The organism is Streptomyces sp. NBC_00250, from assembly GCF_036192275.1.
Lineage (GTDB): Bacteria > Actinomycetota > Actinomycetes > Streptomycetales > Streptomycetaceae > Streptomyces.
Window position 1 is genome coordinate 1,664,033 of record NZ_CP108088.1, and the last position, 15,977, is coordinate 1,680,009.

At 71.6% G+C, this 15,977-nt stretch carries 14 protein-coding genes; 5 read left to right on the forward strand and 9 right to left on the reverse strand.

Annotated features, from left to right (window positions below):
- Positions 1-22 precede the first annotated feature (22 nt).
- From OG259_RS07220 to OG259_RS07235, 4 genes are all read right to left on the reverse strand, one after another.
- Entirely contained in the window at positions 23-1,774 is a 1,752-nt protein-coding gene (locus OG259_RS07220) for an urease subunit alpha (protein ID WP_328941462.1), read from the reverse strand.
- A complete protein-coding gene (ureA, locus tag OG259_RS07225) occupies positions 1,771-2,583 on the reverse strand; it encodes an urease subunit gamma (RefSeq protein ID WP_328941463.1) in 813 nt (270 codons plus the stop codon). Before ureA ends, OG259_RS07220 begins: the two co-directional genes overlap by 4 nt.
- Before the next feature lie 268 nt (positions 2,584-2,851).
- A complete protein-coding gene (locus OG259_RS07230) occupies positions 2,852-3,427 on the reverse strand; it encodes a TetR/AcrR family transcriptional regulator (RefSeq protein WP_266899002.1) in 576 nt (191 codons plus the stop codon).
- 73 nt (positions 3,428-3,500) lie between these two features.
- On the reverse strand, positions 3,501-4,106 hold the full coding sequence (locus tag OG259_RS07235) for a hypothetical protein (RefSeq protein WP_328941464.1): 606 nt from the start codon (positions 4,104-4,106) through the stop codon (positions 3,501-3,503).
- 173 nt (positions 4,107-4,279) lie between these two features.
- Between OG259_RS07235 and OG259_RS07240 the strand changes: the two genes are divergently transcribed.
- The 4 genes from OG259_RS07240 to OG259_RS07255 all read left to right on the forward strand — a co-directional run bounded on the left by OG259_RS07240 (position 4,280) and on the right by OG259_RS07255 (position 8,501).
- Positions 4,280-4,864, forward strand: coding sequence for a TetR/AcrR family transcriptional regulator (locus tag OG259_RS07240; protein ID WP_443051931.1), 585 nt, complete (start codon positions 4,280-4,282; stop codon positions 4,862-4,864).
- Between the two features lie 228 nt (positions 4,865-5,092).
- Entirely contained in the window at positions 5,093-6,250 is a 1,158-nt protein-coding gene (locus OG259_RS07245; RefSeq protein ID WP_328941466.1) for an agmatine deiminase family protein, read from the forward strand.
- Positions 6,251-6,456: 206 nt separating this feature from the next.
- Complete coding sequence (locus OG259_RS07250) at positions 6,457-7,641, forward strand: 7TM domain-containing protein (protein ID WP_328941467.1); 1,185 nt, start codon at positions 6,457-6,459, stop codon at positions 7,639-7,641.
- A complete protein-coding gene (locus tag OG259_RS07255; protein WP_328941468.1) occupies positions 7,638-8,501 on the forward strand; it encodes a sugar-transfer associated ATP-grasp domain-containing protein in 864 nt (287 codons plus the stop codon). Before OG259_RS07250 ends, OG259_RS07255 begins: the two co-directional genes overlap by 4 nt.
- Positions 8,502-8,923: 422 nt before the next feature.
- Here the strand turns inward: OG259_RS07255 and OG259_RS07260 are convergent, their stop codons facing one another.
- From OG259_RS07260 to OG259_RS07270, 3 genes are all read right to left on the reverse strand, one after another.
- Complete coding sequence (locus OG259_RS07260) at positions 8,924-9,601, reverse strand: response regulator transcription factor (RefSeq protein WP_328941469.1); 678 nt, start codon at positions 9,599-9,601, stop codon at positions 8,924-8,926.
- The gene (locus OG259_RS07265; RefSeq protein ID WP_328941470.1) at positions 9,598-11,067 is read right to left on the reverse strand and encodes a sensor histidine kinase; all 1,470 of its coding nucleotides are present in this window, start codon (positions 11,065-11,067) and stop codon (positions 9,598-9,600) included. The genes OG259_RS07260 and OG259_RS07265 overlap by 4 nt, the downstream gene beginning before the upstream one ends.
- Positions 11,068-11,202: 135 nt before the next feature.
- Entirely contained in the window at positions 11,203-12,363 is a 1,161-nt protein-coding gene (locus OG259_RS07270) for an agmatine deiminase family protein (protein WP_328941471.1), read from the reverse strand.
- Between the two features lie 132 nt (positions 12,364-12,495).
- On the opposite strand from OG259_RS07270, the gene OG259_RS07275 reads away from it, so the two are divergent.
- Positions 12,496-13,080 (forward strand): TetR/AcrR family transcriptional regulator, encoded by a 585-nt coding sequence (locus tag OG259_RS07275; RefSeq protein WP_328941472.1) that lies wholly within the window; start codon positions 12,496-12,498, stop codon positions 13,078-13,080.
- Between the two features lie 51 nt (positions 13,081-13,131).
- Here OG259_RS07275 and OG259_RS07280 read toward each other — a convergent pair whose 3' ends face one another.
- Complete coding sequence (locus OG259_RS07280; protein WP_328941473.1) at positions 13,132-14,397, reverse strand: MFS transporter; 1,266 nt, start codon at positions 14,395-14,397, stop codon at positions 13,132-13,134.
- Positions 14,394-15,785, reverse strand: a complete 1,392-nt coding sequence (locus tag OG259_RS07285) for a glycoside hydrolase family 1 protein (protein ID WP_328941474.1) — start codon at positions 15,783-15,785, stop codon at positions 14,394-14,396. The genes OG259_RS07280 and OG259_RS07285 overlap by 4 nt, the downstream gene beginning before the upstream one ends.
- Positions 15,786-15,977: the final 192 nt, after the last annotated feature.

Here is a 15,977-nt window from a genome sequence, read left to right on the forward strand (position 1 = left end):
GAAGAAGGAAGGGCGACGGCGATCAGAGGAAATAGAGGCGGCTGAGCGAGACCTCCTGGGCCGGCTCCGAGCGCAGGGGCTCCCCGTCCAGAGTGACCAGGCCGCTGCGCCCGTCGACCTGGACGTCTCCCAGGCGCGTGTTGCCGATCATGTCCGCGGGGCCGATGCCCCGGGTACCGCGCACGGCGACCCTGCGGCGGCGGGTGGCCATGGCGTCGTACGGGCGGCCGAAGGATCCGGACTCGGCGGCGGCACGGCTGACGAAGGCCACCGAGAGGTCGGCGGGCGTGGCGCCGTGCGCGCCGAACAGCGGTCCGAGGACGAGCGGTTCGCAGGTGTCGGTGGCGGCGTTGGGATCGCCGGTCACGCCGTAGGCGGGGAAGCCGTTCTTGATGACCATCTGCGGCTTGGCGCCGAAGAACGGCGGCCGCCACAGCACGATGTCGGCCATCTTCCCGACCTCGATCGAACCGATCTCGTGCGCGAGGCCGTGGGCGATCGCCGGGTTGATGGTGAGCTTGGCGATGTACCGCAGCACGCGCGCGTTGTCGTCGCGCTCGCTGTCGCCCTCCAGAGGCCCCAGCTCGCCCTTCATCTTCCCGGCCATCGCGAACGTCCGCCGGATCGTCTCCCCCGCCCTTCCCATGCCCTGGGCGTCGGAGGAGGTGATCCCGATCGCGCCGAGGTCGTGCAGGACGTCCTCCGCGCCCATCGTCCCGGCCCGGATCCGGTCACGTGCCATGGCGGCGTCGCCCGGCAGGTCCGTCTTGAGCGCATGGACGGAGACGATCATCCCGTAGTGCTCGGCGACGGCGTCGCGGCCGAAGGGGAGCGTGGGGTTGGTGGAGGAGCCGATGACGTTCGGCACGCCCGCCATCTTCAGGACGTTGGGTACGTGCCCGCCGCCGCAGCCCTCGATGTGGAAGGCGTGGATCGTACGGCCGTCGAGGACGCGCAGGGTGTCCTCGACCGAGAGGCATTCGTTGAGGCCGTCGCTGTGCAGGGCGACCTGGACGTCGTGTTCCTCGGCGACCCGCAGGGCGGTGTCGAGGGCGCGCGTGTGGGCGCCCATGTCCTCGTGGACCTTGAAGCCGGACGCCCCGCCCTCGGCGAGCGCCTCGACCAGCGGCGCCGGGTCCGAGGACGAACCCCGGGCCAGGAAGCCGATGTTGACCGGCCAGGCGTCGAAGGCGTTGAACGCGTGACGCAGCGCCCACGGCGAGTTCACGCCGACGCCCCAACTCGGCCCGATCTCCTGCCCGATGATCGTGGTGACACCGCTCGCGAGCGAGGCCTCCATGATCCGGGGCGAGAGCAGGTGGACATGGGTGTCGACGGCTCCGGCGGTGGCGATCAGCCCCTCGCCCGGGATCATGGTCGTCCCGGTGCCGACGACGACATCGACGCCGTCGACCGTATCGGGGTTCCCGGCCCGGCCGATCGCGTGGATGCGGCCCTCGCGGATGCCGATCGACACCTTGCGGATGCCGAGGACGGCGTCGATGACCAGCACGTTGGTGATGACGACGTCGCACGTCTCGCGGACGGCCGCGGCCTTCAGGTGCATTCCGTCACGGGCGGTCTTGCCGAAGCCCGCGAGGAACTCGTCGCCCGGCCGCTGGGAATCCGACTCCACCCGGACGACCAGCCCGGAGTCACCCAGCCGGACCCGGTCCCCCGCGCGCGGGCCGTGGACGGTGGCGTACTCGTACGGGTCGACGTGCCGGCTGACGCCCGGCTCACAGTGGTCGCTGTGCCTGGTCGGCTTACTCACAGGGTCGTTCCTTCCAGAGCGGCGGCAGCGCCGCTGTACGCAGCGTCGGCGTCGCCGTTCACACCGTTCGCACCGTCCGAGGCGTCCGCGCCGCCCGAGGAGTCCAGGCTGTCCGCACCGTGCGCGCCGTGCGCGCCGAGGTAGCCGCAGGCGGCCGCCCTGCGCAGTGCCTCCGCCTTCGCGCCGGGCGCGTCCAGCGGGCCGTCGACCAGGCCCGCGAAGCCGATGGCGACCCGAGCGCCGCCGATCGGGACCAGGCCCACCTCGGCCTCGCCGCCCGCGTCGAAGCGGAAGGAGGCGCCGGCGGGGATGGCCAGCCGCATGCCGTAGGCGGCGGCGCGGTCGAAGTCGAGGCGCGGGTTGGCCTCGAAGAAGTGGAAGTGGGAGGTGACGCTCACGGGGACGGCCGCGGTGTTCCGTACGGGGAGCGTGAGCGTCGGCTCGGGCACCTCGATGATGTCCGGGGCGGGCAGCAGGGCGCCCGGGGCGCCGTCGTTGCGTTCCTGGGCGCCGAACGGCTCGGCGATCGCGGCGAGCCGGGTGCCGTCGTCGAAGACGGCCTCGACGTGGATCTCGGTGACCACGTCGACGACCCCGGGCAGCACGTCGTCGGGGCCCAGGACGGTGCGGCCGCGCTCGATCGCCTCCGCCAGGCGCAGTCCGTCACGGGCCGCCTCGCAGACCGTGTCCGCGATGAGCGCGGTCGCCTCCGGGACGTTGAGCCGAAGGCCGCGCGCGTGGCGGGCCCGGGCGAGTTCGGCGGCGGTGAACAGCAGCAGGCGGTCCCGCTCGGTGGGAGTCAGCGGCATGTCGGCCTCGCGTACGTCACGTACATGGGGGTGTTTCCTTCCTCCCCCGCGAAGAGGTGGGGGAGAGCCAGGGGGCGGGCGCTGCGCCTCGGCCCTGTGCTCGACACCGTGAGGGTGGGTGAGCGGGGCCGGCGGAGCCCGGCAATGCCCCCACTGTGGCACTGACTGAAAAACCAGTCAAGATGTTGGATGAAACGCTGCCCCGACAGATCTGCACGCCGGAGAACACGGCAGAGAGGAGAGGAGAGGGGCGAGTGATGCCCCCGGATCAGCGGAGCCCGGCCAGCTCCGCGTCGATGGCACCGCGCAGCAGGGTGCGCGCGTGGTCCGCCGTGATCCCGCCACCGAGCCAGCGCATGCTCAGCCCCTCCAGGAGGGCCGTGAGCCGCTCCCCGGCCGCGGCGAGCGCGGGCGCCGGCGCCATGGGCAGGACCTGGCCGAGCAACCCGGCGACCTCCTGGGCCCAGGCGAGGGTGGCCCGGGCGAGATCCTCGCGCAGCAGCTCGTCGAACACGGCACTCGCCCGCAACTCGCCCCAGGCCGCGCTGTTCTCCCGTACCTCGACGGTGTCCTGGAGCTCCAGGAGGAGCGTCTCCTCCAGTTCTTCGCGCGGGCTCAGGGGCGGGGCGTCCGGATCGCGGTCGGTCGTGTAGCGCTCCGCCCGCTCGCTGATGAACTCCAGCGTGTGGCGCAGGATCCCGGAACGGTCCTTGAAGTAGTAGTAGATCAGGGCCGTGGACACGCCCGCCTCGGCGGCGAGCTCCTCCACACGCAGCCCGCGGATCCCGCGCCGGGCGATGACCCGGGCAGCCGCTTCGAGGATCTGAGTACTACGAGATGCCATGCGCGCACCCTACCCGGCGGCATCCCGGCGGATCCCACGGCCTGCGAACGGGTGCTCGATGCCGCAGGCCTCGCTACGACCGCAAGGTGGCAGGTGGTGGAGCCGACGGCCCCTGGACGTCCAGGACGACCGCGGTTCCGGCGACGGTCCGGTCTTCGTGCATGGTGATCACTTGACCGGGCCGCAGCTGCTGCCACTTCGCCGGGGAGAGCGGGGCGAGACGCACCGTGGCCTGCCCTCCGGGCTCCATGAAGGGCGTGAACTCCACCCACAGGGCGGCTATGTACAGGTCGGGTTCGCCTGTCGGGGTTCTCCCTCCGATGTTCCACATCGGCCGTAGGACCCCGGCTCCGGAGAAGGGTGTCCGCCGACGGGACTCGTGGGCCGGCGTGAGGGTGAGGTCGGCTCGGATGACGCCGTTGCGGGCTTCGAAGCAGCGCCAGTGACACCAGGCCGCGCTCCTGTCGAGTCGCATCTGCTCGGCGGCGGTGGCGAGGCTCTGCCAGAAGTCGAGCGGAAGCGGGTGGACCTCACCAAGCCCCTCCAGCAGGTCGAGAGCGACCTCCCACTCGTCGTGGGCGAGATACTCCCAGACGTCGTTCGCCGTGATGTCGTTCTCGGTGGCGACGGCCTCGGGGACCAGCAGAGAGGCGGCTTCCAGCAGCTTGGGAACATCCATGCCCCGATTCTGGACGATGCCTTCCGCCCCGTGACCCGCGGGCCGCGTCCGGCCTGGCGGCGCATCTCTCCTTGGAGGTGACGTTCTCCGCACCGCGACCCTAACTAAAGTTTCAGTCAATATGAGACGATGGTTGACATGGTTGACGAGGACCACCAGAAGGGATGCACACGGTGACGGACCGCAGAACGGCAATCCTGGAGGCGTCCGCCCGCACCATCGCCAGGCGCGGGGTCCGTGGGCTCCGGATGGACGAGCTCGCGGCGGAGGCCGGGGTGTCGACCGCGCTGGTCTACTACCACTTCAAGGACCGGGCCGGCATCCTGCGACGCACCCTGGAGTTCATCACCGACCGGGCGGGCCGGTACGCGCGGGGACAGCACGACACCGAGGGGCCCACGAACCCCCGAGAGCTCCTCGAACTGTCCTTACTGCTGGAATTCCAGGACCTTCCGGAGGTCCGCGAGAACAGCACCGCGTGGGGCGAGCTGCGCGCCAGCGCGATCTTCGAGCCCGAGCTCCGGGAAGAACTCGCCGAGGCGGGTGCGGCCTGGATCCGGCAGACCACGGAGCTCCTCGCCCTCGCACAGCCGGCCGCGACCACCGCGGAGGTCATCTCCTCCGCCGAGCGCCTGACGGCGCTGCGCGAAGGGCTCAACGCGCGTCGACTCGGCGGCATCCTGCGCCCGGAACACGCCCGCGAGCTGATGCGGGAGGCGATCGAGGTGGAGATCGCCCACCTGACCACCCGACGATGAGGGCCCCGGAATCAGCGGGACACATGCACCCTACTGAATTTGACTGAAATTCCAGTCAGTGCCACAGTGCCTGACATGAGGCCGTACCCGCTGCCGCGGCTACAGGCGTCCGCGGTGCGGACCATGCACCCTTGAAGCAGGACTCGCCTGCGACCCTGCGCCCCCACTCCCCGTGTCCCCACCGCGGCCGGCCGCCTCCGTCCTGCCAGTCCACGATCGGAGTCCACCGTGACCTTTCTCCCCTCCCGACGCTCCGCCCTCCGCTCCTTCGCCGGAATCAGCGCCCTCGTCCTCGGCGCTTCGGCCTGCGGCCCCGCCGACCCCGGTCCGGCCGGCGCTGCCGGCAGCACGGGACCGGACGGCGAGCCGGACGGCGAGCGCCGTCTGGGCGCCGAGTGGGAGAGCCACACCCGCACCTTCATGTCCTGGCCGGCCCTTGAGTCGGTCTGGGCGGAGGACCTGCCCTACGTGCGCAAGGACATCGCACGGATCGCGCGTGCGGTGGCGGAGTACGAAGAGGTCATCATGATGGCCAGGCCCTCGCAGCTGAAGGCGGCGCAGCGGGCCTGCGGTTCCCAGGTGGAGGTGATCCCCCTGGACGTCGACGACCTCTGGGCCCGTGACACCGTGCCGGTCTTCGTCGAGGAGGAGGGCGAGGTCGTCGGCGTCGACTTCAACTTCAACGGCTGGGGCAACAAGCAGCGGCACGAAAACGACGCCCTGGTCGGCGAGACCGTGCTCGCGAAGTACCGGATCCCCCGTGTCGAGGCACCTCTGATCGCCGAGGGCGGCTCCTTCGAGACCGACGGCGAGGGCACCCTCCTCATCACCGAGAGCTCGATCGTCAACGACAACCGCAACCGCGGAAAGACCCGGGACCAGATCGAGGACGAACTCATCGAGACCCTCGGCGTGGAGAAGGTCGTCTGGCTCGCCGGCGTACGCGGCCAGGACATCACCGACGCGCACGTGGACAGCCTCGTACGCTTCACCGCCCCCGGCGTGGTCCTCCTCGACCAGGCCTTCCCCGGCACACCCCCGGACTCCTGGTCCCGCTCCGCCGACCAGGCCCGCTCCGTCCTCGAAAAGGCCACCGACTCCCGCGGCCGACGCTTCGAGATCATCGACCTCCCCCAGCCCGACCTCGACCGCATCACCGGCGAAGGCGACGACTTCGTCTCGACGTACGCCAACTTCTACATCGCCAACGACGCCGTCTTCATGCCGAAGTTCGGCGACCGCCAGGCCGACAACCGGGCGAAGGGCATCCTCCAGGAGCACTTCCCCAAGCGCGACGTCGTGATGGTCCCGATCGACACCATCGCCTCCGGCGGCGGCGGCATCCACTGCTCGACCCACGACCAGCCGGGCAAGCCCGCCGCCTGACCTCACGCACCGTCGAGAGCCCCGTGCCGCACGCCCCCGAGCGTGCGGCACGGGGCTCTCGGCGGTGTCTCGTACGCCCTCGTGAACCTGCCGCACACCCGCGCTCGCCCATGCCGCCACCGTGCAACTTTCGTTGCCCGCGCATGGCCGATCGGTACTGGTGAGGGCCCGGCCCACCGATGAAGTCTGTTCGTGTGCATGACCTCTTGAAGAATGAAACGTACGTGGACGGTGAGGGCCGGACGACCGCCGTCGCGGCCCATCGGGGCGGGCGCAGGAAGGCGCCGGCGCTCTTGAAGGTGCTCGCGGCGGTGGCCGGTCTGGGGGTTCTCCTGCTCGCTGTGCTCGGCTCCCCGGACCGGCCCCTGGGGCGCTCCCCCGAGGTCATCGGCGAGCGGGAGATGGTGCGCATCAGCGGACCGACCGGCAAGTCGGTCGAGGTTCTCGCTCTGATCGACACCGGCGCCTCGGCATCGTCGCTGGACACCTCACTGGCCAAGGAGCTCGCATTCGACCTCGACGCAGCGCCCGAGATCACCGTGGGGTCGGCGCTCGGCCGCGAGAAGCGGCCGGTGGTCGACATCACGGTGCGCCTGGCCGGTCGGTCGTTCGTCGCCAAGACCAGTGTCAACAACCGGTCCAAGCGCGACACTCCGGTGCTGCTCGGACGGCAGGACGTCCAGGGCCTCCAGGTCGCCGTGGGCAAGCGGCTGCTCACCCAGCCCGACGCGACGGCCGCACCGTCGGCCCTTCGCATCCTGTTCGCCAAGGCACCCGCGATCGACCCGGTGTCGATGATGGCGCTCCTGCCCCTGGCCGCCCTGCTGATCGTGGTGCTCCGGGTCGTCGTCGGGCTGAACACGCTGGGCACCTTCAGCCCGGTGCTGCTGGCCCTGGCATACGCCCAAGCCGGTCTGCCGATGGGCGTGCCCCTGACGCTGGCGATGTTCGCGCTCGGCTTCGTCATGCAGCCCCTGCTCCGCCGCCTCCACCTGCCGCGGGTCGCCCGGCTCGGCGTTCTGATCGGGGTGGTCACGGCGGGACTGATCGCCACCCAGCTCGGGCTCGGCAGTTTCGGACTCTCCGACTCCTGGGGCATGTCACTGCCCATCGTCGTCACGGCGATCGTCACCGAGCGCCTGTGGGAGGTGTGGGACCTCGACGGCGTCAGGGCGGCTGCCGTCGGGGCCGCCCTCACCATGGGCACGGCCGTCCTGGTGGCGCTGCTCCTGCTCACCCCGTACGTACGGGAGCTCGCCGAGGCCGTACCCCTGCAACTGGCGATCGTCTGCGCGGTGTGGACGGCGACCGTCGGCACCTACCGCGGACTGCGCCTCAGTGAACTCTTCCGCTTCGCTCCCGCGGCCAAGGCCCAGGAGGCCACATCGTGATACGGCTCCGCGGCTGGGATCCGGTCATGGGCATGAACCTGCGCAACGCCCGGATCGCCCAGCAGAACTCATCGGCCGCCATCAGGCTCGTCAACGACAAGTACGCCACCAAGGAGGCGCTGGCCGAGGTCGGCGCCCCCACCTCGCCCACCCTCGCGGTGCTGCGCTCACGCCGCGAGATCGCCGCCCTGGACTGGGACGCCCTGCCCGACACCTGGGCTCTCAAGCCCAACCAGAGCCTGGGCGGCAACGGCATCCTGCTGGCCTTCGGCCGGCGCCGGAACCACTGGACGTCCTCCTCCGGGAAGAGGATTCCGCGAGCGCTCGTCGCCGATCACCTGCGCCGCATCGTGGACGGGGACTTCTCACCGCGGCCCACCGACTGGGCCATGTTCGAGCCGCTGATCCGGGCTCACCCGGAGCTGGCCCGGCTGTCCCACCAGGGCCTGCCGGACATCCGGGTGATCTGCGACCGGGACCGGCCGCGGCTGGCGATGCTGCGGCTGCCCACCCGGTTCAGCGGCGGGCGGGCCAACCTGCACCAGAAGGCCATCGGCGCCGCTGTCGATCTACCCACCGGACGGATCACGCATGCGCTGGTCGGCAAGGAGCCGACCGAGACCCACCCCGACACCGGCGAGCGGCTGATCGGCGCGACCGTCCCGCACTGGCCCGAGGTCCTCGACGCGGCCCGCCGGTGCGCGGCGGCGACGGGCCTGCGGTACCTGGGGGCGGACATCGTCGTCGATGCCGACCGTGGGCCGCTGATTCTCGAGGTCAACGCCCGCCCGGGTCTGCAGATCCAGAACGTCACGGGTCGCGGTCTGGTGACCACGGCCACGATTCCGAGGAGGCCCTGATGCGTTGGACCGCGCTGGTGTCCAAGTTCGTCGTCGCCGGGGCGGCGGGAGCGTTTCTCGCGGTCAGTGCCGCGGGGGCGCAGCCGCCGCGACCGGTCGCCGACACGGATCCCGGCAGGGAGACGCCGGCCGGTGGACCGGTCGCGACCCCGCGGCCCGCGCACGGCGGAAGTACCGAGGCACCTGCGACAGCCGTGCCGAACCCTTCGCGCCCGAGCCCACGCTGACCCCGCTGATCGCGGTGACCGCGGTGGCCGCGGTGGCCGCGGCGGCCGCGGCGGCCGCGGCGGCCGTGGCGGCCGTGCTGGCCGTGCTGGCCGTGCTGGCCGTGCTGGCCGTGCTCACCGCGCGGAGCACGCAGGGCGCCGAGACGGATCGACCGGCCGCGCTCCGAGCCGTAGGACCTGATCCGACGGGAATCGTCAGACACGCTCTGGTGGTCGGCGTTCGTCCTGGAGGAGCCGGGCGTCGTGGGCCAGGATGGCCGCCTGAACGCGGTTGGCGCAGCGCAGCTTCGTCAGCATGCGGCTCACATACGCCTTGACCGTGCCTTCCCCGAGGTGCAGTTTCTTGCCGATCTCCGCGTTGGAGGCACCGGTGCCGACCATCGCGAGCACTTCCCGTTCGCGGTGGGTGAGGTCGGCGATGCGGTCCAGTCTCGGGTCGGCCGGCTGCTCGTCGCCGTCGAGATAGCCGTCGATGAGGTGCTGGGTGATCTGCGGCGCCACGACCGACGCACCGGAGGCGACCCGGCGGACAGCCTGGATGAGCTCCTGCGGGGTGCTGTCCTTGAGGAGGAATCCCGCGACGCCCGCCTTCAGCGCGCGGGCCACGTAGGCGTGTTCGCCGAACGTGGTGAGCATGACGACGCGTACCGACGGGGCGTTCCGGGCGATGCGTTCGGCTGCGCAGAGGCCGTCGGTGCCCCGCATCTGGATGTCCAGCATCGCGATGTCGACCTGGTGCCGGACGGCGAGCTGTGCCGCCTCGTGTCCGTCGGAGGCCTCCGCCACCACTTCGATGTCGTCGGCGTGTTTGAGGACCAGCCTGATCCCGGCGCGGACCAGATCCTGATCGTCGGCGAGGAGAACTCGTATCACTGCGGAAGCCTCACGGTGTGTGGGGGTGTGTGCGGCGCGGGCGGGCGGGGCGGTCCGGCGGGGTCCCCCGTGCGGAAGGCGTACTCCCCCGGACCGGCGGACTCCTCGACGACCGCCGTCCCGTCCCCGTCCGGGTAGGGGACGAAGGCGAGGGTGACGAACTGCAGGGCGACCACACCCACCACGCCGAGCGCCACGGCCGCGGCGATCGCCAGCTGGTTCCACCACGTCCGCACGGACGACACGACGTGGTGACCGGCCGGGGGCGGCGTGCTCGCCACGGCGGGGCCGGCCCCCAGGGGGATGTGCGCGACGACGGCGTATCCGCCGGTGTCGGCGGGTTCGGCGCGCAGTGTGCCGCCGAGCAGGCGGATCCGTTCGTGCAGGCCGACCAGTCCGAGGTCGCTTCCCGGCAGGCGCCACGGTCGGGCGGCGCCCGTCTCGGGACCGTTGCGCACCTCGACCCTCACCTGCCGGGCATCCCTGCGTACGACGACCTGGACGTCCGCGGCGGCCGCGTGCTTGTGCACATTGGTCAGCGCCTCCCGGACCACCCTGTCCACCGCGCGCCGCGCGGGGGCACTCTCACCGGCCAGGTCCTCGCCGGTCCACTCCAGACCCACGGCGATGCCCGCCGTACGGGACTGGGACACCATGGCGGCGACCTCCGCACGCGTGCCCGTCGTGGGGGTCAGCGGCTCCGCCCCGACCACCGGATCCCCCGCGCGCAGAACGCCCAGGATGTCGCGGAGCTCGGCCATCGCCTGGCGCACCGTGCTGTGCACCAGCAGCGCGCTGCGCCGGACCTCCGGATCGCCCGCCTCGCTCGCCATCTCCAGTCCGCCGGAGTGCAGGGCGATGAGACTCAGCCGGTGGCCGAGCAGATCGTGCATCTCTCCCGCGATCCGGGCACGCTCGCGCGTTCTGGCCTGCTCCTCCGCGGACTGGTGTGCCCGTTCCAGGAAGGCGTTGCGCTCCGCGAGGGCACGGACGAGCCGCTCGCGCTGGCCTGCCAGCGCGCCGGCGAGACCGGGCAGAACTCCACAGACGATGCCCGTGACGAGGACGACCATGACCTCGTACTGGAGGACCGGGGTCGGCTCCCCGGCCACGATCGCCACGGTGACCGCCGTGGGCACCACCATGCACACGGCGACCAGGAAGACGCGGTGGCCGAGACGGGCCCAGCGCAGACCCGCCGTGTAGGCCACGGCCGCCAGCGCCCCTCCCGTCAGCGGCTCGACCGACATGAGGACGGCCGCGCCCGTGAGCGCCACCGCGGGCAGTTCCCGGCGGACGAGGACCGCCGCCGCCGCGCATCCGGCGGTCACCAGCTGGCCCGCCCTTCCCAGCAGCGCGCCCTGCTCGGAGCTCCAGCTGTCCCAGTCCAGTAGGGCCGTGACCGTCGTCCCGGTCACGGCGATCAGCAGGAGATCGGCGATGAACCGCATTCCCCGGAGCCGCATGAGCACTCTCTTCTCTCCTCCCCGTGCCCGTGTCGCCACGGCGGACGTACGAGACCGCCCGCGGCGGCCGGGGGCACGGAACGCCGGTCGCCGCGGGTGGACGGCGACCGGCGTGTCATCCCTTGCGTGGCCCGGTCAGACTGCCGGGGGTACGACCGGCTGCGACTGGGTGGCGCAGTGAATGCCGCCGCCGCCGCTCGCGACGTTGTCGATGTCGAGCTGGACGATGTTCCGGCCGGGGTACTTGGCCTGCAGGATCGCGTAGGCCACGCCGTCGGCGTAGCTGTCGCCGAACTGGGGGACGAGGACGGCGCCGTTCGCGGTGTAGTAGTTGGAGTAGCTGGACAGGAAGGCGGTGCCCCTGCCGCGGATGTACCGGCGGTCGGGGGCGGGGAGTTCGGTGATGGTCAGTCGGCGGCCCTGAGCGTCGGTCGCGCTCTGCAGGGCCTGCTTGGTCTCGTTGTAGACGGCGACCCACTTGCTGTCGGTGCCGGGTCCCGGCTTGTCCAGGATGACCTCCCCCGGGGCCGTGAAGCGGGCCAGGCAGTCGATGTGGCAGTCGGTGATGTCCTGGCCGGCCAGGCCCGGCACCCAGATGACCTTGTCGATGCCGAGCGCGGACTTCATGGCCTGCTCGACCTGGTCCTGGGACATGCCCGGGTTGCGGTTGGCGTTGACGAGCGAGCTGACCGTGGCCAGCAGGGTGCCCTGGCCGTCGGTCTCCAGTGAGCCGCCCTCGCCCACGAAGGAGGCCTGGATGCGGTTGACCCCGTACTGGCCGAGCAGAGTGGTGGCCGCGGCGGCGTCGTTCGCGTAGGGCTGGGCGTACGACGTGCCGGTCTTGCCCCAGCCGTTGAAGTTGGTGTCCACGCCGGCCACGGCGCCGGGGGCGACCACGAAGGTCGGGCCGAAGTCGCGGATCCACAGATCGTCGTTGGCGATCTCGACGATCTCGATGCCGTGGTAGGCGCCGCTCCCGCAGGCGTACCGGGCGTCGGCGGCCTGGTCGGGGCGGGCGATCACGACGACCGGCTCATAGCGCGAGATCGCGTACGCGATGTTGGCGATGTCCCGGCGTACCGCGCCGAGGTGGCTCGACCAGACGGACGACAGGGCGGGCCACGCCATGAAGGTGCGTACATGCGCGTCGGTCTCGGCCGGCATCCGCAGGGTGGCGCCCGACGGGGCCGTGGCGGCGCGGGCGGCCGTCGGCAGTGCCGACCCGAGTGCGGCGAGTGGCAGAGCGGCCGCACCGAGTTGAAGCAGTCGGCGACGAGACGTGACTGGCAGGTCCATGGGACTCCCCTGGTGAGGGACGGGAGGATGTGAGACGCCATCCTGTCCTTGACTGAAATTCCAGTCAAGAAATTCACGGACTAAAGATTCAGTCAGCATGAGAGACTGTGGACGACGATCAGGAGGAGATACGTGGCCACGGACCGCCGCACGGCTATCTTGGAGGGGGCTGCCCGGGTCATAGCCCGGCGGGGGGTCCGTGGGCTACGGGTCGAGGAGTTGGCGGCCGAAGCGGGGGTGTCCACCGCGCTGATCTACTACCACTTCAAGGACCGGGCGGGCATCCTCCGCCACACCCTGGAGTTCATCGGCGACCGGGCCGAACGCTACACGGCCGAGGAGGAGGGGACGACCGGCCCCTTCGCGCCGCACCAGGTACTGGAACGTTCCCTGCTGCTGGAGTTCCAGGACCGTCCCGAGGTCCGCGAGAACAGCACGGCGTGGGGCGAGCTGCGAGCCAGCGCGGTCTTCGACCCCGAGCTGCGCGCGGACCTGGCCAGGGCGGGCCTGGCCTGGGTTCACGAGGTCGCGGCGCTTCTGGGCGAGGCGTGCCCGTCGGTTCCCGCCCCCACCCTCACGGCCGCCGCGGAGCGCCTGACGGCCCTGCTCGAAGGCCTCAGTACGCGATGGCTGAGCGGCGCCCTGACCCTGACCCACGCCCGTGAGCTGATGCGGGAAGCCATCTCCGTCGAGCTCGGACACCTGGAGCGCCGATGACTCGCCAGGGGACGGTGGGCCGTCGAGCGCGCCGGACGGCGTGACGCAGGCTCAGGGGACCGAGCGGATACGGGTCACCAGGACCGACCCCACGAGGGCCAGCGCGCCCGCGAGCGCGTACAGGGCCGCGTACCCGCCGAAGTGGGTGACGACGGGGGCCGCGATCACCGGGGCCAGCACCTGGGGGAGCGCGTTGGCGATGTTGATGACGCCCAGGTCCTTGCCCCGGTCCTCCGCCGTCGGCAGCACGTCGGTGAGCAGGGCGAAGTCCACGGCCGTGTACACGCCGAAGCCGAGGCCGAGCACGAGCGAGGCGACGACCGCACCCGTCCAGGTCTGCCAGACGGCGAGCAGCAGGGTGGCGGCGGCGATGACGAGCCCCGACCACATGACGTAGGGCTTCCGTCGGCCGCTGCGGTCCGACCGGATACCGCTGATCACCACGGTGGAGAGCAGGGTGAGCGCGTTGAGCGCCGTGAGGATCAGTACGCCGTTGTCCGCGTCGCCCTCGTACCGCACGGCGTCGGTCAGGTAGTACAGCAGGTACATCGTGCTGATGGAGTACGACAGGTTCATCAGGAACCGGGTGAGCCAGGCCCAGCCGAAGTCCGGATGGCGGCGCGGGTCGATCCAGAATCCGCCGAGGAAGGTCCCCCACCGGAAGGCCGGCCGGTCTGCGGGGGCGAGCGGGGTGTCGCGCCGCATCAGTACATACGGAACGGCGGCGAGCACCGAGAAGACCGCGCAGGCCAGATAGCCGCCGACCACCCCGCCCGCGACGGTGGCCAGCGCCGTACCCACCAGGATGCCGACGACCTGGGAGACGCCGAGCCAGCCGCCGACGAGACCGCGCTGCCGCGGCGGCACCTGGTCGGGGACGGCCGCGGTGAGCGCGGCGAAGGCCGCGTTCAGGGCGAGTTGGACCAGGCACCAGCCCGCGATCACGGTCGCGACACTCTGCGCCCCGGCGAGGACGAGCAGCCCGGCCGCCCCGCCCGTCACTCCGCCGACCACCCAGGGGATGCGTCGGCCCACGGCCGCCGTCGTCCGGTCGGAGAGCGCGCCGAAGACGGGGTTGGCGACCATCGACACGACCGCTCCCACTCCCGTGACCAGGGCGAGGGTGGACGCCTTGTGGCCGGGGGTGAGGTGCTCGGCCTGGCGGGCCAGGAGGAGTTGCAGGGGGCCGAACCAACCGACCCAGACCCCGAGGTTGGCGAGGGACAGCGCGCCCACCCACCGCCCGCCCGCCGGGGTACCGGTCTTCGGGGCCGGACCGGCCGCGGTCCCCTCCGCCGCCGTCCCCTCGGCGGTCATCTGCCGCTCTTGATCAGGTCGCGGTACCAGGCGTACGACTCCTTGGGCGTCCGCGCCAGCGTCTCGTAGTCGACGTGGACGAGCCCGAACCGCTGTCGATACCCCTCCGCCCACTCGAAGTTGTCGAGGATCGACCAGATGAAGTACCCGCGGACGTCGGCGCCCTCCGCCATCGCCTCGCGCAGCGCGCGCACATGGCCGTCGTGGTACGCGATCCGGCGGGCGTCGTCGATCCGCCCGGTCTCGGGGTCCGGCCCGTCGCCGTACGAGCAGCCGTTCTCGGTGATGTACACGGGCGGCAGCCGGTCGCCGTAGCGCTCGCGCATGGTGGCGAGCAGCTCGCGCAGTCCGTCCGGGACCACCGGCCAGCCGAAGTCGGTGAGTTCGCGCCCTTCGATCTGCCGGATGACGAAGGGGAGGTCCGACGGTATGTCGATGCCGCCGAAGGAGGAGCCTGCGGCATCGACGGAGGCGGCGTCGGCGATCGGCCGCGGGGCGCCGACGAGCATCGGGTTGTAGTAGTTGATCCCGTACCAGTCCAGGGGTGCCGAGATCGTCTTGAGGTCCTCCGCGACCGGGCCGGGGAGGAGCGACGCCAGGCCCGCCGGGTAGGCGCCGGTCAGGATGGGGTCGGCGAAGAAGCGGTTGGTGAGGGTGTCGTACAGCTCGGCGGCCGCCCGGTCGTCGTCGCTGTCTCCGGCGGCCCAGACGGGGCTGTGCGAGGCGGCGATGCCGATCTCGCGGGCGCCCGCGGCGCGCAGGGCCTGCACTCCCAGTCCGTGGGCCAGGAGTTGGTGATGGGCCGCGGGCAGGGCGTCGAAGACCATGCGCTTGCCGGGGGCGTGCTCGCCGAGGCCGTAGCCGAGCAGGGTGACCTCGGCGGGCTCGTTGATGGTGATCCACCTGGGCACGCGGTCGGCGAGCCGCTCCGCGACCACCGAGGCGTACGCCGCGAACCGCTCGGCGGTGTCCCGGTTCAGCCAGCCGCCCCGCTCCTCCAGGGCGAGCGGGGTGTCCCAGTGGAAGAGCGTCGGCACCGGGGCGATCCCCGAGGCGCACAGCTCGTCGACGAGCCGGTCGTAGAAGTCCAGCCCCTTGTCGTTGACCCGTCCGTGGCCGTCGGGCAGGACGCGGGACCAGGAGACCGAGAACCGGTAGGCGCCGACGCCCAGTTCGGCCATCAGCGCCACGTCCTCCCGGTAGCGCCGGTAGTGGTCGGTGGCCACGGCCGCGTGCGAGCCGTCCTTTATGCGTCCCGGTTCTCCGGTGAAGGCGTCCCAGCTGGACGGGCCGCGGCCGTCGGCCGTGAGCGAGCCTTCGATCTGGAAGGCGGATGCGGAGACTCCCCAGAGGAAGCCGGCCGGGAACTCGGGTACGGGCGCTGTCATGGGGACTCGCTTCGATCGGCGGGCGCGGGTTGCTCACGGCACTTTCGGGTCCCGGGATCCACCCTGTCAATGGAAAGTGAACAACTCTCACCTTTTTCTCCGGCGCAGTCGCGCGTCTGCGGCGGCAGGGCACGCGGCAGCAGGGTGGGGAGGGCGGTGAGGAGGCCGGCCGCCGACGGCCCCGGGTCCCCC